The organism is Micromonospora sp. NPDC005087, assembly GCF_042872965.1.
Taxonomy (GTDB): domain Bacteria; phylum Actinomycetota; class Actinomycetes; order Mycobacteriales; family Micromonosporaceae; genus Micromonospora.
On the sequence record NZ_JBIALB010000024.1, the window covers coordinates 50,011 to 63,996 of the forward strand.

The following is a 13,986-nucleotide window of genomic DNA, read 5'->3' on the forward strand; positions in this document are numbered from 1 at the left end:
ACCCCTACTGTGGCACGGGCGTCATACCGGCGCCCGGCGCCGCCAGTGCCCAGTTCTCCGACTTGAACACATCGCCGCGGATGAGGTCCCACAGCTCGTCGGCGAGCGCCATAAACTCGGGCGTCCGTTTCACCGGTAGCTCCCGCGGTCGAGGAAAATCCACACGTACGTCGGCGATGAGCCGGCCCGGATGCGGTGCCAGGACGAGAACCCGGTCGGCGAGATAGATCGCCTCGTCGATCTGGTGGGTGATGAACACGACCGTCTTGCGATCGGTGTTCCACAAGGTCATCAGGCCCTGCTGCATCACTTCACGAGTCTGCGCGTCGAGCGCCGCGAACGGCTCGTCCATGAGAAGGAGCTCGGGATGCGTAGCCAATGCCCGGATCAGATTGACCCGTTGCCGCATGCCACCGGACAACTCGTGTGGGTAGTGATCGGCGAAGCCTTCAAGGCCGACAAGCTTGAGCAATCGATCGGTCTCGTCCCTGCTGCGCTTGCGACCTTGTACCGCAAGGCCTATCTCGACGTTGGCCCGTACGGTCTTCCATGGCAGCAGGGAGTCGTTCTGAAACACGAACGATGTGTCACGACCCGGCCCGCGCCGCACCGAGTCCCCGACTGTCACCGTTCCTGACGTTGGCTCAAGCAACCCGGCGATGATCCGCAGCAGCGTTGTCTTACCGCATCCGCTTGCGCCGATCACAGTGACGAACTCGTTGCGCTCGATGGATAGATTGATGTCGTCGAGCACCAGTTGGTCGTTGACTTGCCGACCGGTTCGACGGCGGAAGGTGTGGCCGACCGCGTTCAGCGTGATGTATGGCATCAGAATTCCCCGTTCCGTCCGCTGCTTTCGTGTGGCCAAGGGGCGAGGACGCGTTCGAGCAATCGGATCAGTCCGCTACCGATCAGCGCGATCGCCGAGAGCAGGATCAGCGAGGTGAAGATGCCCGCGGTGTCGAAGCGATCCTTTGATTGGAAGAGGAAGTAGCCGATTCCCGATGTCGAGCCGAAGAGCTCGCCCACGACCACACCGACCATCGCCCGGCCTAGCGCCACCCGCATTCCGACCGCAATGAACGGAATCACGTGCGGGAACTCGACATAGCGCAGAATCTGCCACCGGGTCGAGCCGAACGAGCGGACCATATCCTTCAACTGCTGGTCCGCGTTCTCGAACCCGACGTACGTGTTCAGGACGATGCTCCAGATGACGAAGAACCCGATCAGGGCGATCTTGCTGTTAAGGCCCAGCCCGAGCGACAGAATGAACAGGGGCGCCAGCGCGATGATCGGGATCGCGTTGAGGAGTTCGACCCACGGGCTCAGCGCCAGCCGCAGCGGTCGCCAGACACCCATCAAGACGCCGATCGCGATTCCTGCGATCGTCGCTCCTCCATAGCCGAGCAGGATCTCCAACAGGCTCGGGTAGAGATTGGACCAGAGCTCACCGTCACGCCCCATCTGCCAGAGCCGCTCGACGGCGCTCGACAACGGAACGAAGAACAGATCGTTCGTGATTACCTTGCGTCCGAGGATCTCCCACAATCCCAGCCCGACGATGACTGAGATCGTCGCGGTAACCGGTCCTTGCCTGCGCACCATTGCGAGCGGCCCGCGACGGCTGCGCGCGCGAACCGGGCCGGCCGGCGGCTCCATCCGCGTTGCGGCCGCTCGGCTCGTCCGCTCCATTCCTTCGGTTCCCGCAAGGTTCGTACCCACTAGTTCCCTCCGTTCCCGGAAGAAGCGACACACTTCGTCGACACGAGGTCGCTTCCTGGTTTATCGGCGGGCTTGAGGTTGCCGGAGTCGATGAGCAACTGGGTGGTGGTTTCGACCGCCTTGGTTGGATCGTTGACGCCCGGCCTCACCTTCGTGACGTAGAGCTCATAGGTCTGGGCCGCTATGGCGTCGGTGACTCCTGTGTGCTTGGCGAGGATCGCAATCGCCGCATCCTTGTTCTTCGAGTCCATGAACCAGGTGTGGATCTCTCGGAGCGCGTTGTAATACTTGCGGAGCGTGTCGCAGTTCTTGGACTCGAAGTCGACTGTCGTCTGCTCGGTCGACCCGTAGTCAGGAACGCTGTCGGGGCTGTACGCGGGGACCTTCAGCCCCTTGCCCTCGGCCGTGAAGTCGTAAGGCTGAAGCATCACCGCTGCGTCAACGGTGTTGGTCATGACCGCAGCGAGCCGGTCGCTGCTTCCGCCAGCCACAACGAAGTCGTACTTGCTCCGATCCACTCCAGCATCCGACAGCATCTTCTCCGCGACTGGCGCGGTGGCGGTCGTGATCGAGGACACCGCGATCTTCGCGTTGCCTCCCAGCGAGCCGAGTTGGCTGACGCTCGTGAGGCCCGTTCGCAAGACCAAGGCGTAGGGAGCGGGTCCTGTATCGTTGAGGACGCGAAGCTTCGCCCCGTGCGCGACCGCGGCGATGACGGGGTCGGGAAGGCCGCCGGCCATGTCGGCGGCGCCCGCAGCGAGGAGCTGGACGAGGTCCGCCCCCGACCCGCTCTGGGTCCGCGAAATCTCGATATTGACGCCGTTTTTGGCGAAGAACCCCTGGTCCTCACCGATGTAGAGCGGCCAGTACGGGGCTTGGTCAGAGGCGATCGCGTAACGAATTTTCCCCGGCGCGCCAGCCTGCGATGACGAGCAGGCGCTTGACGCGGCGGCAAGCGACGCAACGACGGCGACGGAGACCGCCACTCGCATCTTGGTTCTAGGAAATCGATTCATCGGTACTCCTGGATCGGCACCGGATCGCGTCCGCACGATCCGCAGCTGCGGGCCGACTGGCGATCTCAGGCGTGCACTCTCGCACACGCCCCCGCGACACCGCATAACACTTCGTTCCGCTGAATGAGACGGGCTAGAACCTCGATAGAGAGGGCGTTCCCATCAGGCGCGAGAGCGACAGTGCCGCGGTCCTAACGGCGGGCGCGAGGCGCTGCGGGTCCATCCGCGTGATCAGTCCACCTATTGAGACGGCCCCGACCGCGAAGCCGTCCGAGCCGAGAACAGGACATGCGACGCATGTGACGCCTTTGGCTGACTCCTCGTGTTCGAAAGCTACCCCGCGGCGCTTGATTGCGGCCAATTCGCGGCGCAGCATCCCAGGCATGACGATGGTGCGTGAGGTGATTCGCTCCAGTTCGCCTTCGCGGACAGCACTCAACACCTCAATCAACACCTCCGGCCGGGAGAACGCGAGCAGCGCCTTGCCGCCGGCCGTGCAGTGGGCCGGGAAACGACCGCCGACCCGGGATGCCATAGGTGGACCGCCCCGACCGAGAAGTTTCTCCACGAAGACGACCTCTCGGCCTTCAAGCACGGTGAGGTGCACAGTCTCGTGCGTTGCTTCCCATAGGTCGCGCAGGTACGGCAGTGCTGCCTCATGGAGGCCTCGTTGCCGAGGCGCGAGTTGGCCGAGTTCGAACAGCCGCATCCCGAGCTGGACACCCTTGTCTGTTCGCTCGACGATCCCCCATTCGGCAAGTTCGTTGATGAGTCGATGCACCGTAGCCTTCGCTATGTCGGTCCGCCTCGACAGCTCGGAGAGCGAGAGCTCGCGATCGTGGGGGCCGAAAGAACAGACCAGGCTCAGAGCGCGGCCCAGAACGGAGTTGGGTCCCTCGTCCCGTGCAGTCGATCGCATGGTCACAGGATGGTCCGCCGATCGGCGCAGCACAAGATCCTGGCAGACAAGGGCGTTCAGAAGCCCCGTCACGGGGCCTGTACGAACCGTTCCAATCAATGGGTCGGTCTTCCTACCAGCCCGGTTGGTCGATGGGAACCACCTCCATTGACCCCGTCAGCTGTGGCTCACGTTGCCCCCGACGCGCCCTGCCGAGCCGATCAGTCCCCCCGGCGGACGGTAGCCGGCGACGTTGTGATCTTGCTCGGTCCAGTAGGCTCGGCAACTGGGCCGATGGATTTATCAGCTGGTGTACTTTCCATTGCGTCAATCACCCAGTTGGCGGCGCTTGCTGAGCAGTGTGGCTTACGGCGCCCTACGATGGACCACATCTCCCCCTGCGATGCTGCTCTGAACGGTGCGCTGCGCATCTTCTGACAGGGCCTCGAACGTCCCATCCCGGCACCTGGTCACGGAAGATGTTGTTGGAAGCCTCGTGTGTGGCTCAAACCGCATCATTACCGGCAGTTGGCACGTGCGACCACGCCGGTGAGTCCTGGCGATGCTGCCACCGCTCTCGATCCCCAGAGCGCGCAGACGACCGAGAAAGTGGAAGGGAAGTATGGAAACCGATATCACCGAACTGAACCGCGTGCTCGCCGCGGCGGCCGAGGCGGCGCCAGTGCTCGCGGAGACCACTCCCGCGCAGCGTGCCCAGTGGCTGCACGGGGCCGCGGACGCGCTCGATGCGGCCGGCTCGGAACTTGTCCCGCTCGCGGCCGAGGAGACCCAGCTGCGGGAGTCGCCCCGGCTGCAGGGTGAGCTGAAGCGCACGACCTTTCAGCTGCGCTTGTTCGCCGAGGTCCTCGCCGACGGCGAGTTCCTCCGTGCGGCGATCGACCACGCAGACCCGGGCTGGCCGATGGGTCCGCGCCCGGACATCCGCCGCACCGCGGTGCCCCTCGGCCCCGCACTGGTGTTCGCGGCGAGCAATTTCCCGTTCGCGTTCAGCGTCGCTGGCGGTGACGTGGCGTCGGCGCTTGCCGCCGGCTGCCCGGTCGTCCTCAAGGCGCACCCCGGGCATCCGAAGCTGTCCGCGAGGACGGGCGCGGTCGTGCGCGAAGCGCTAGTCACCACAGGCGCGCCAGCCGGGATCTTCGACGTCATCTTCGGCGTCAACGCGGGCGTGACCGCACTGAAGGACCCTCGGATCGCCGCGGCGTCGTTCACCGGTTCAGTACCGGGCGGACGCGCTCTGTTCGACATCGCCACCTCCAGGCCAACGCCGATCCCGTTCTACGGGGAGCTGGGCAGTGTGAACCCGGTGGTGGTCATGCCGGGCGCGGTGAAGGCGCGCGGGGCCGAGGTCGCGAAGGGCTACGTCGACTCGTTCACGCTAGGCACGGGCCAGTTCTGCACCAAGCCGGGCCTGCTGTTCCTGCCGAAGGAGCACGGCCTAGAGGACGTTCTGCGCGAGGCGGCGCAGGCTGTGTCCGGGCAGCCGATGCTCAACGACCGAATCGCGGCGGGGTACCAGGACGGTGTTGCGCGTCTACGCGGGCAGCCCGGCGTGACGGTGCTGACCGGTCCAGAGGCGAGCGGTGACCTATTCGAGCCGACGCTGCTGACCGGGCGGGCGGAGGACTTCCTGCTGGCCGATGAGGTGCTGGGGTCGGAATGCTTCGGCCCCGTGTCGATCGTCGTCACCTACGCCGGCCAAGCTGAGCTGCTCAAGGTGCTGGATCGGCTGGAGCCGGGCCTAACCGCGACCGTGCACGCGGAGGCGTCCGAGGTCGAGGACGTGCGGGTGTTGCTGCCTGCGCTGACCCGGCTGGCCGGGCGGCTGCTGTGGAACGACTGGCCCACCGGCGTGACGGTGAGCTGGGCCCAGCAGCACGGCGGCCCGTTCCCGGCCACCACCGCGCCCACCACGACGTCGGTCGGCACTGCGGCCATCGAACGGTTCCTGCGCCCGGTGGCCTGGCAGGGCTTCCCGGACGCGCTGCTCCCGCCGCCGGTGCAGGAGGTCAACCCCTGGCACGTCCCACGCCGCGTCGACGGCCGCCGCTCGTGACCGGCCGCCGTGGCGGATCCCTTGATGTCGTCGCCGCTATAGAGGGGTCCTTCGCGGCAGGCAACGGGCGAGGAAGGTCCGCTCGTCCCGGGGCGCCGTATCGGGCGATGGTGGCGCCGTTGGGGCTGACTGGTGCGAAGGCGATCCGGATCCTGACGTGCGATCCTGCCACCGATATTTTGACCATTGGAATGGTGCTGCGAGAAGCGTGCAGTGCAGACTCGGAAGACAGCACCACGCAATTGAACGGAAAGCACTTTCGGAGCTGGGCCAAGGCATCCGGACTTCCGCTCATCCGCGAGCGAGAGAGTCTGCTCGGCTCGGAGTCTGCGCTCTTCTGACCTGGACGACGTCCGATCGCTATCCATCCCGATGCTCCTATGGAGGTCAAGGGGCGAGGGCAGCGAAGTCGGCGATCAGGGCGGTGTAGACGTCGCGGACGATGTAGCGCTTGAGGCAGCGGAGGATTTCTTGCTTGCTGAGGCCTTCGGTGATGCGGCGGTGGACGTAGGCGCGGGTGCGCTGGTCGTAGCGCATGCGGCAGAGCGCGATGGTGTGCAGGGCGTGGTTGGCGCCGCGGTCGCCTCCTCGATGCAGGCGGTGGCGGCGCACCCTTCCTGAGCTGGCGGGGATGGGTGCTGCGCCGCAGAGGTTTGCGATCGTCCGTCTGCGACGGTTCGGCCGGGACCGTGAGCTGGTATGCCGCCCGTGGCGGGGATCGTGACGCCAACAGCGCCCTCTGGCGCATCACCCTGGTCCGCATGCGCTGCCACCAACCCACCAAGGACTACGTCACCCGCCGCACCGCCGAGGGCAAGACCAAGACCGAGATCATGCGATGCCTCAAGCACTAGATCGCCCGAGACGCCTACCGGATGCTCACAGGCTGACCACCGAATTGAGAGTGCCCGGAGTGAGGAGAAGGACGATCATGTCTAGGTGCACGATCTGACCTGGGACGACGTGGCCGAACGGTTCGAGCCGGACGGCTCCTTGCTCGATGCCTACGTCCTCGACGCTGACACCGCCGACTGGCAGCAAATCATTGAGCTCGTCCGATCCCAGGGATGGCGCTTCGACTTCCAGGTCGAGGGTCAATCCCGGCAGCTACCCGAGCACGTCGCAGACATCTTCGCCCACCGGGGCGACGCAGCTGTCACCCTGCACATCTGGCCGAAGCCCAACATCCTGGTCAACACCCACTTCTTCACTGAAGACGAGGTCGAGTTCGACTTCGACCCCAGGCAGCTACAGGGGCAGGACAGGCTGGACACCTTGTGCTCCTTCCTTCGCAGCGTCGGCCGTCAGCTGGGAAAGCCGGTTCGCCTCACGTCAGAAAACCTCCCGGACGCCCACTAATCATCTACTCCCCGACGGAAGTCCGCGTCACCGCAGGGATTGAGTCAGTGACCCGGAGGACGGGGGCGGCTCGTAACCTGCGCCTCAACACTTGCGCGAAATAGGAGCGTCCACATCGCCGGCAGCCGCCTGTCCTGCGCCGGGGCGGGCCGACGGGCTGTGCTGGAGGCCCTTTGGAGCTGATGTCGTCAACGACTCATACTGCGTGCGCTCCCCATCGTTCCCTAACCTTCCCTACGCAGGTAGGATGGGGAGTGATGAAGGAAGACATGCACTCTGTCGAGCAGGTCGCCGAGCGGCTCGGGCTGCACGTGCGCACCGTGCGGGGCTACATCCGCTCGGGCCGGCTGAAGGCGGTGCGGATCGGCAAGCAGTACCGGATCGCCGCCAGTGACCTGGACACGTTCACCGGGCAGACCCGAGCCACCACCGGCAGCGCCGCCGGGCCGGCGGAGGTGTCGAGCATCGTGCAGATCGACGGCGTCGACCGGGCCGCCGCCGACCGGCTCGGCACGCTCGTGCTCGCCAGCGCCAACACCGGCCACGACCCCGCCAACCCTCTGCGGGTGCAGACCGTGCACGACGAGGAGCGGCGCCGCATGAAGATCATCATCCTCGGCGATCCCGCCGCCACCGCCGAGCTGCTGCACCTGCTCGACGCCGTACTCAACGCCGACAACGGCCTGTTCGACCGGGAGGTCAACGATGCCTGACGAGGTCCAGGAACGCGCCGGGGTCCAGGTGCTGGTCTGCGACCCGGCCGGCCCGCCGGTGGCCACCGAGCAGGACGCGCTGGACCTGATCGGCGCGGCCTTCCTCGGCGCCCAGGTGGTGGCCGTGCCGGCCAACCGGTTCGACGAACGCTTCTTTTCACTGGGCACCCGCTTCGCCGGCGAGGTGATGCAGAAGTTCGTCAACTACCGGCTACGACTGGCCGTGGTCGGCGACATCTCGGCTCACCTGGCGGAGAGTTCGGCGCTGCGTGCCCTGGTGCACGAGTCGAACCGGGCCGGGCACATCTGGTTCGTCCCCGACCTCGACGCCCTCGACGCCCGCCTCCGCGCTATCTCGTAGCCGCCTCGGCGTCCCTGCCGACAGCCATCTCGACCTCGTCCGGCTCGATGCCCTGGGCCTGCGCCTGCTCGGCCGCCCAGCGCAGGTACGCGAGCCACTCCTCCGACAACCAGCCGGCTTGACGACCGACGCCGGCCTCGCTGGGGAGACGGCTGGCCACGACGCGGTCGAGGATCAACGGCTGCACACCGCCCACCCCTCGCCGGTAGCCGACGAAGTAGAGGACCTTCGTGAACAGTCCCGGCCCCAGCCACGGCAGGCGAGCGTGGTTGGGGTCGCGGAAGCGGCGGTACGCCGTACGCAGCGCGTCCTCGTCGGGTGCTGCTGCTGAGACCTCCTCAAGCGCGTACGCCAGACGTTTGCCGTCCGGGTCGGCGCCGAGTGACCTGGCGGCGCGCCACGGCCCGTACCCGATGGGTCCGTAACCCCAGATCAGCACGGCGGTCAGCAGCTGGCGGGGGCTCGCGGAGCCGGCCCGGTACGCGTCGGCCACCGCGAAGACGTCGCGCCGCCAGACGTCGCCGCTCGACGGGAAGTTGTCGGGCCAGGCGTCCGGCGGCAGCCCTGCCCGCCACCGGTCCAGATTCACGGTGATCGGGGCCTGCTCCCCCGGTAACGGCCTCTGCATGGCTACCTCCTTCAGGTCGCGCGCTCGGCGATCTGCGCGGGTCGGACGCTACGGTCGGGCACTCGTGCTCGCCGTCCGGTGACGCCATATCGCGGTATCGAGCGCCTGCCTGCCCTACGCGCATTCACAGCACTGTTGGATCGGCGAGTCGAACGCCTCCCCCGGTGACGGGGACAGGCAAGCTGTTCGGCATGGGGCCAGAGATCGTCATCGCGGTGGTGTCCGCCGCCGTGTCGCTGATCAGCGTGGCGGTGACATATCGGACTGCCGTCGTCACCCACCGCCTGCAGGAACAGGCGCGCAGCCGCGACAAGGTCGAACTCGCCGAGGAGTTGTTCCGGCGTTACCGAGTGCCACTGCTGTGGTCAGCCGAGGCGCTGCAGGATCGGCTGCACAACGCGCTCAGCCGAAACCTACTGCGCACGTACCTGCACTCCGGCGACAGCGAGGAGCAGCACTACGTCCGCCACAACACCGTGTACGTCCTCGCCGAGCACCTGGCCTGGCTGGAGGTCCTCCGCCGGGAACAGCGCTTCCTCGATCTTGAGTCGGTGAAGAGCACCAAGGAGCTCTTCACAGCGATCCAGCGGATTCACCATCCCCTGGCGACCGACGCCCTGCCTGGCCCGTTCCGCGTGTTCAGGGGACACCAGCGCGCCATCGGCGAAGTCATGCTCAACCGAGTCGAGTCGCCTGAGGGCGCAGTGACAGAGGTGCTGGGATACGCGGCCTTCTGCGACCGCCTCAAAACCGACCCGACGTTCGCGTCCTGGTTCACCCGCCTCCTGGAGGAGGTGGACGACGTGGAAGCCCAAGGCCAGCGCGGAAATGAGCGGCTGGTACGCCTACAGAACGAACTCATCGAGCTCATCGAACTGCTGGATCCCAAGGGTGAATGGCTCCCGTTGGAGCAACGCGAGCGGCTGCCCAGAACGGTCCCGATCCTGCCCACCTCGCGGACACCCAACGGCTGACGTTCGCCGGGCGGCCTCGTGACTAGCCTCCCGGCGACCGGGTACGCGCAGTGCATGGGTAGCCACAAGCAGAACAAACACGACAGTGGCGGCGAGTCGGCGCGAGGCCGGCGACATTCGGGCAGCGGCGCTCCGGGCCGCCAGGGTTCGCCCATGGAGCACTCGCCGGACATGCGGAACCGCCGTACCGCGACCGGCGCCGCCGGCACGGAACGCGACCAGGGCCGTTCCACCGTCGCCCGGGAGGGGCGGGTGCACCGACAGGGCGGTTCCTGACCCACCACGCACCGGTGCGGCCGTCTGGCCAAACGGGACGGCCGCGCCGGGCGGATGCCTGCATCGGGTTGCGCGACAACCACCCGTCGGTGCGCACCACCGAACTCACCGGCTGCCTGGACCGATTGGTCGCGGACTCCATCGAGCTCGGCCGCTCGAAGCCGAGCCGATCCATGAGCGGCTGGCGGACCTCGACGGTCGATGAGAACCGGTCTTGCAGATTCTCACTCCAGCACGATGTCGAGTTCCTGTGCCACCTCGGAGACGATTCCCGCGACATCCTTCAGAAAGCGGTTCTGGTCCGGCGAGGCACTGACAGTCGGCACTGGGGCGCCCTTGTCATAGACATCGGTGGCGATGATGCGTGCGCGGACGAACGTGGACCCCTTCCCACTCCGACTGTAGGCCGTCTGCCAGCCAAGCCTGACATCGTCCTGCAACCTTCGCCGGGTCAGATCCATCAGCTTCTTGGTCACCGCATTTGAGACGTCGTCGATGACCGTCTGCTTCTCGTCGTCGCTCGGCTCGCCTCGATCCCACCGCACGGGCCGCTGAAGCATGAGATACACCTGCCGCTGCAGCTCGAAGCGGAGATCGGCGACCGGCTTAAGGTTGTCGTACTCGTCCGTCCAACCCTCCGCGAGGCGGCGGCTCAACGCCTTGACGCGGGTCCAGTGCTCCTTGGGCGCGTCCGGGTTCACATCGAGCCCGAGTAGACCCCGCCAGCGCAGGTGGAAGCTCTTCGCCGCCTCGCTCACCGCGAGGGAGAGATTCATCCGGTCATAGACGGGACGGCTGGGGCCGGCCTCGACGGCATGCTCCGGGTGGGCAAAGACATCAAGCATCCGCTGGAACTCCTGGATTGACCGTCCGCCCATCTTCTTCTTCGCGTTGAGCGGCTCGTGGATGCCGCCGACGAAAAACCGGGCGCAGTCGACGCGGCGGCGCAGGACACGCTCTGCAGCCGGTCCGAGCTCGTCGCCTATTGCCTTCAGCACGTTCTCCACTGAGGCCAGGACGTGCTCCTCCCGTGCGGAAAACGTCGGCAGGTTGTCGCCCTTGACGTGGTCGAAGTGCGTAAACACGAAGTGCAACTTCGCAGCGTTTCCCGAGACGGCAATGCCCTTCAGCGCTGCCACAGGAGCCGCCTGCATCGGCTGAGTCGCGTTGTCGACCAGCAGCACGGCGTCGACTTGCTCAAGCTGAACGGCGACCCGGGTCGAGAGCGTGGCAACCGACTTCGGGGTGTGGCCGAGACCCTCACCATCTACCAGGACAAGCTTCGCCGGCTGCGATCCCCACACCGGCACGAACGGACCGCAGACCCGGATCCCGTTGACGAGCGGCGTGAGCAAACGACCGAACAGCGGTGCGTAGTTGCTGGAAAACCTGGTGACGTACTTGATGAACGCTGCTCTGTCGTCGGTACTCCACGACCAGCTGACCGGCCAGCCCTGCCGGTTTCGCCGCAGGGCGCCGACTTCCAGCGTCGAGAAGCGCTTCTCGATGTCGTCGATCAGAGAGTTCACGATGCCGTGGAACTCGTCGGACTGCCGCAACTCGGTATCGAGATTTTCCTCGATGTACTCGGCGACCACCCGTTCGTCTTCCTCGCTGGAATCGAACTCGTCGCGGATCGCGCCGGCATGCCGCTCGACAATCACCTGGACCGCCCGCGCCGCCCTCTGGATCACCTGCTGGGTGACCTCGAGGTCAACTTGGCCGTACTCGGCCGGGTCGATGTCGTCGCCCTCCTCAACGTCTTCGTCAACGAGGTCGTCAACGGTCGGCGCTGTGGCGCGGCCCAGCACGTAGCTGAAGCGGAACCGTTGGTTGACGTGGTCGAGAAGCCGCCGAACGACCTCGGCGTCCCCCTTGCCGTTGAAGGCCGCCAGCGCGGCTGCGGACACGTTCTCCGTGAGGTAGTCGATCACCTCGTCGCGAGGCGTGAATGTCACGGCGGCGCGGTACATCTGGTCCGAACTGATGATCAGCTCGGTATCGGCAACCGTCGTCTTCGCCGTCGACGTCGACGGGAAGCGCTCGGTATCCGGGTCGGTGCCGAGGATCTGCCGGACCACTGTTGTCTTGCCGGCTCCAGTCGTGCCGAGCATCATCACGGTCCGATACCCGTCGGCCGCGGTCGGAAGCGGAAGCAGTTCCTCCCGTACGCCTGCGAAGTCGAGCTCCACGGCCTCCAAGCCCTCGTAGAAGATCTCCACGATCCGGGCGTCGAACCGAACTTCAGCGCTCACCCGGGCGGTCAGTTCCCAGAGATTTGGCGTCCGCAAGATCTCGTTGAGCTGCTCGACCATCCGAGCCGCCTCGACGGCATCGGTCGTTCCGAGTCCCCGACGAACCCGTCGTCCAGGCTTACCCGTACCCATGTCGAGCCTGCTCGGATGCCGGAAGATGACCGACCAGCTCTCCCGGCCCTGGTTACGGCTCTTGGTGGCGGTGTAGAACTTCACAGGCCCTCCGGTTGTTCCTACGGTGTACCGGCAAACAGCCTGACACGTGCGATCATGCAGGTCAATGTCGGCGGTACACCTTGAGAACAACAGGATGACAAGTCGCCCGTTTATCCGATGTAGACGACCGCGCCGCCGTCGAGGACCAGTGCACACCGGGCGAGCGGGGCGCCGGCGACGGTGTCCATGGTGTACGGCTGGGAAGCCGTGAAGCCGGCCAGCAGATCGTCGTGCGCGGTGTCGGGCATCCCGGGACGCTACCGGCGTCGGCTCTCATCCGTGGCCCCGCAGGGCCCGTCGTGGTCGTCGCAGCGTCGGCAGCGACCGGGACCCTCGAGCTCGGCGTCGCACCAGATTCGGGTACGCAGGAACTGCTGATCCTCCTCGCTGAGGGTGGTCTCGCCGAAGTCGATGGCGGTGACGTGGCCGAGCGAGTCGCGTAGGGCTGCGGCCAGGGTGATGGCCGCGTCGAGGCTGGTCAGGGTGGTGGGGAGGTGGATGATCCAGCGGGGTGCCGTCATCGCTGCCACCGGCTGTTCGGTGAACCTTGATCTGTGTGGCGGCAGCCGATGTGCCGGGACTGCCACTGCCGCAGCGCCTGGCGGATGCGTTCGGCCTCAGTGTTCGCCGTGGCCAGCTCGCGGTGCAGGCGTTCGAGTTCGTCGGCTATACGGTTGAGGTAGTCGTGCACCTGGGCGGGTTCGAGGCCGCGCCAGCGCGTATCGAAGGACGCGATGCGGGCGTGGTGCGGGTGCAGGCGGCCCCCGGTCACGTAGATCATCGCTGCGGTGCATTCTGCTCGGCGATCAGCGCGTGGATCTGACAGTCGGTGAGGCCGCGCTGGTCGAGGACTTGGCGGCCCCAGCGGTGGAGCCGGCAGGGGTGGGGTGCACGGTCGTTGCGGCAGCGCAGGCCCACGGGCCACTGCTGGGCCGCGTGCACGGTGACCGCCCCGACCGCGAAGGTGACGTCTTCGGCGGTGATGTAGGGCGGTAGGGGTAGTTCGCCGAGGATTTCGTCGACCGAGTCCATGTCCCTCCTCAGGTAGTGGGGTGGCGCCGAGGCGGGCGGGGTCGGTCGGCACGACCGCGCGTCCGTACCGACCGGAGCCCAGCACCCGCCCCGGGCCTGCTGTATGCGCCGCGATGGCTGAAGCGCGCTATCCGGCGGCCTTCGGCGTGCTCGCACTCTCCCGGGCGTTTTTCCTCCTGCACGTGTGCTGCTGGACACGACACGCATTTTCGCGTGCCGGGGCAGCATCACCGCGCCACCCCGGCACTGATCGGGCATCGGTGCCCGGACGAGCCGTTCTGGTGCCAACCCGATCGACTCAAGGGCAACCTATGTCACTAGGCGCTATAGGTCAACCACGAGGACGAGGTGAGAGGATCGGGCTTAGTACTCCAGCCGGGGTTGTTGACCTTGGCTGAGCTGTGGCTCGGTGCGGTGTGGGAACGAGGGCAGCCACCGTCGATCATGGACGGTTGTGTG

General features: G+C 66.3%; 17 protein-coding genes and 1 pseudogene. 7 read left to right on the forward strand and 11 right to left on the reverse strand.

What is annotated here, in order from left to right; translation table 11 throughout:
- Positions 1–4: 4 nt before the first annotated feature.
- The 4 genes from ACFYPS_RS32625 to ACFYPS_RS32640 form a co-directional block, all read right to left on the reverse strand.
- Entirely contained in the window at positions 5–829 is an 825-nt protein-coding gene (locus ACFYPS_RS32625) for an ABC transporter ATP-binding protein (RefSeq protein ID WP_387329707.1), read from the reverse strand.
- Positions 829–1,725 (reverse strand): ABC transporter permease, encoded by an 897-nt coding sequence (locus tag ACFYPS_RS32630; RefSeq protein ID WP_387329710.1) that lies wholly within the window; start codon positions 1,723–1,725, stop codon positions 829–831. Before ACFYPS_RS32630 ends, ACFYPS_RS32625 begins: the two co-directional genes overlap by 1 nt.
- Positions 1,725–2,741, reverse strand: a complete 1,017-nt coding sequence (locus ACFYPS_RS32635; RefSeq protein ID WP_387329713.1) for an ABC transporter substrate-binding protein — start codon at positions 2,739–2,741, stop codon at positions 1,725–1,727. Before ACFYPS_RS32635 ends, ACFYPS_RS32630 begins: the two co-directional genes overlap by 1 nt.
- A 133-nt stretch (positions 2,742–2,874) precedes the next feature.
- Entirely contained in the window at positions 2,875–3,732 is an 858-nt protein-coding gene (locus tag ACFYPS_RS32640) for an IclR family transcriptional regulator (protein WP_387329715.1), read from the reverse strand.
- A 529-nt stretch (positions 3,733–4,261) separates the two neighbouring features.
- On the opposite strand from ACFYPS_RS32640, the gene ACFYPS_RS32645 reads away from it, so the two are divergent.
- Positions 4,262–5,713, forward strand: coding sequence for an aldehyde dehydrogenase (NADP(+)) (locus ACFYPS_RS32645; RefSeq protein WP_387329718.1), 1,452 nt, complete (start codon positions 4,262–4,264; stop codon positions 5,711–5,713).
- Positions 5,714–6,100: 387 nt separating this feature from the next.
- Here ACFYPS_RS32645 and ACFYPS_RS32650 read toward each other — a convergent pair.
- Positions 6,101–6,376: pseudogene (locus ACFYPS_RS32650) on the reverse strand (transposase); the annotation flags it as partial.
- A 26-nt stretch (positions 6,377–6,402) separates the two neighbouring features.
- Between ACFYPS_RS32650 and ACFYPS_RS32655 the strand changes: the two are divergent.
- The 4 genes from ACFYPS_RS32655 (at position 6,403) to ACFYPS_RS32670 (ending at position 8,146) form a co-directional block, all read left to right on the forward strand.
- Entirely contained in the window at positions 6,403–6,567 is a 165-nt protein-coding gene (locus ACFYPS_RS32655; protein WP_387329721.1) for a hypothetical protein, read from the forward strand.
- An 85-nt stretch (positions 6,568–6,652) separates the two neighbouring features.
- Entirely contained in the window at positions 6,653–7,072 is a 420-nt protein-coding gene (locus tag ACFYPS_RS32660; protein WP_387329724.1) for a hypothetical protein, read from the forward strand.
- Between the two features lie 257 nt (positions 7,073–7,329).
- Positions 7,330–7,785 (forward strand): helix-turn-helix domain-containing protein, encoded by a 456-nt coding sequence (locus ACFYPS_RS32665; RefSeq protein ID WP_387329727.1) that lies wholly within the window; start codon positions 7,330–7,332, stop codon positions 7,783–7,785.
- Complete coding sequence (locus ACFYPS_RS32670) at positions 7,778–8,146, forward strand: DUF4180 domain-containing protein (RefSeq protein ID WP_387329730.1); 369 nt, start codon at positions 7,778–7,780, stop codon at positions 8,144–8,146. The genes ACFYPS_RS32665 and ACFYPS_RS32670 overlap by 8 nt, the downstream gene beginning before the upstream one ends.
- Here ACFYPS_RS32670 and ACFYPS_RS32675 read toward each other — a convergent pair.
- The gene (locus ACFYPS_RS32675; RefSeq protein WP_387329733.1) at positions 8,136–8,774 is read right to left on the reverse strand and encodes a hypothetical protein; all 639 of its coding nucleotides are present in this window, start codon (positions 8,772–8,774) and stop codon (positions 8,136–8,138) included. The two genes, ACFYPS_RS32670 and ACFYPS_RS32675, sit on opposite strands and share 11 nt — an antisense overlap.
- Before the next feature lie 215 nt (positions 8,775–8,989).
- On the opposite strand from ACFYPS_RS32675, the gene ACFYPS_RS32680 reads away from it, so the two are divergent.
- Together ACFYPS_RS32680 and ACFYPS_RS32685 are read left to right on the forward strand one after the other, a co-directional pair.
- Complete coding sequence (locus ACFYPS_RS32680; protein ID WP_387329735.1) at positions 8,990–9,748, forward strand: hypothetical protein; 759 nt, start codon at positions 8,990–8,992, stop codon at positions 9,746–9,748.
- Positions 9,749–9,901: 153 nt separating this feature from the next.
- Positions 9,902–10,024 carry a hypothetical protein gene (locus tag ACFYPS_RS32685; protein WP_387329738.1) on the forward strand — a complete coding sequence of 41 codons (123 nt, stop codon included), beginning with the start codon at positions 9,902–9,904 and terminating at the stop codon, positions 10,022–10,024.
- Between the two features lie 224 nt (positions 10,025–10,248).
- Here the strand turns inward: ACFYPS_RS32685 and ACFYPS_RS32690 are convergent, their stop codons facing one another.
- The 5 genes from ACFYPS_RS32690 to ACFYPS_RS32710 form a co-directional block, all read right to left on the reverse strand.
- A complete protein-coding gene (locus tag ACFYPS_RS32690; protein ID WP_387329741.1) occupies positions 10,249–12,495 on the reverse strand; it encodes a hypothetical protein in 2,247 nt (748 codons plus the stop codon).
- Between the two features lie 110 nt (positions 12,496–12,605).
- Positions 12,606–12,743 carry a hypothetical protein gene (locus ACFYPS_RS32695; RefSeq protein ID WP_387329744.1) on the reverse strand — a complete coding sequence of 46 codons (138 nt, stop codon included), beginning with the start codon at positions 12,741–12,743 and terminating at the stop codon, positions 12,606–12,608.
- A 9-nt stretch (positions 12,744–12,752) separates the two neighbouring features.
- The gene (locus ACFYPS_RS32700) at positions 12,753–13,016 is read right to left on the reverse strand and encodes a hypothetical protein (RefSeq protein WP_387329747.1); all 264 of its coding nucleotides are present in this window, start codon (positions 13,014–13,016) and stop codon (positions 12,753–12,755) included.
- The gene (locus tag ACFYPS_RS32705) at positions 13,013–13,276 is read right to left on the reverse strand and encodes a DivIVA domain-containing protein (protein WP_387329750.1); all 264 of its coding nucleotides are present in this window, start codon (positions 13,274–13,276) and stop codon (positions 13,013–13,015) included. The genes ACFYPS_RS32700 and ACFYPS_RS32705 overlap by 4 nt, the downstream gene beginning before the upstream one ends.
- The gene (locus ACFYPS_RS32710) at positions 13,273–13,527 is read right to left on the reverse strand and encodes a hypothetical protein (RefSeq protein ID WP_387329753.1); all 255 of its coding nucleotides are present in this window, start codon (positions 13,525–13,527) and stop codon (positions 13,273–13,275) included. Before ACFYPS_RS32710 ends, ACFYPS_RS32705 begins: the two co-directional genes overlap by 4 nt.
- Between the last annotated feature and the right edge of the window lie 459 nt (positions 13,528–13,986).

What these genes read in the sequence shown, in the direction of transcription:
- ACFYPS_RS32625 (WP_387329707.1), bottom strand. Translation starts at nt 829, where the DNA reads ATGCCATACATCACGCTGAACGCGGTCGGCCACACCTTCCGCCGTCGA.
- ACFYPS_RS32685 (WP_387329738.1), top strand. Translation starts at nt 9,902, where the DNA reads ATGGAGCACTCGCCGGACATGCGGAACCGCCGTACCGCGACCGGCGCC.
- ACFYPS_RS32705 (WP_387329750.1), bottom strand. Translation starts at nt 13,276, where the DNA reads ATGATCTACGTGACCGGGGGCCGCCTGCACCCGCACCACGCCCGCATC.
- ACFYPS_RS32635 (WP_387329713.1), bottom strand. Translation starts at nt 2,741, where the DNA reads ATGAATCGATTTCCTAGAACCAAGATGCGAGTGGCGGTCTCCGTCGCC.
- ACFYPS_RS32710 (WP_387329753.1), bottom strand. Translation starts at nt 13,527, where the DNA reads ATGGACTCGGTCGACGAAATCCTCGGCGAACTACCCCTACCGCCCTAC.
- ACFYPS_RS32670 (WP_387329730.1), top strand. Translation starts at nt 7,778, where the DNA reads ATGCCTGACGAGGTCCAGGAACGCGCCGGGGTCCAGGTGCTGGTCTGC.
- ACFYPS_RS32645 (WP_387329718.1), top strand. Translation starts at nt 4,262, where the DNA reads ATGGAAACCGATATCACCGAACTGAACCGCGTGCTCGCCGCGGCGGCC.
- ACFYPS_RS32695 (WP_387329744.1), bottom strand. Translation starts at nt 12,743, where the DNA reads ATGCCCGACACCGCGCACGACGATCTGCTGGCCGGCTTCACGGCTTCC.
- ACFYPS_RS32665 (WP_387329727.1), top strand. Translation starts at nt 7,330, where the DNA reads ATGAAGGAAGACATGCACTCTGTCGAGCAGGTCGCCGAGCGGCTCGGG.
- ACFYPS_RS32675 (WP_387329733.1), bottom strand. Translation starts at nt 8,774, where the DNA reads ATGCAGAGGCCGTTACCGGGGGAGCAGGCCCCGATCACCGTGAATCTG.
- ACFYPS_RS32700 (WP_387329747.1), bottom strand. Translation starts at nt 13,016, where the DNA reads ATGACGGCACCCCGCTGGATCATCCACCTCCCCACCACCCTGACCAGC.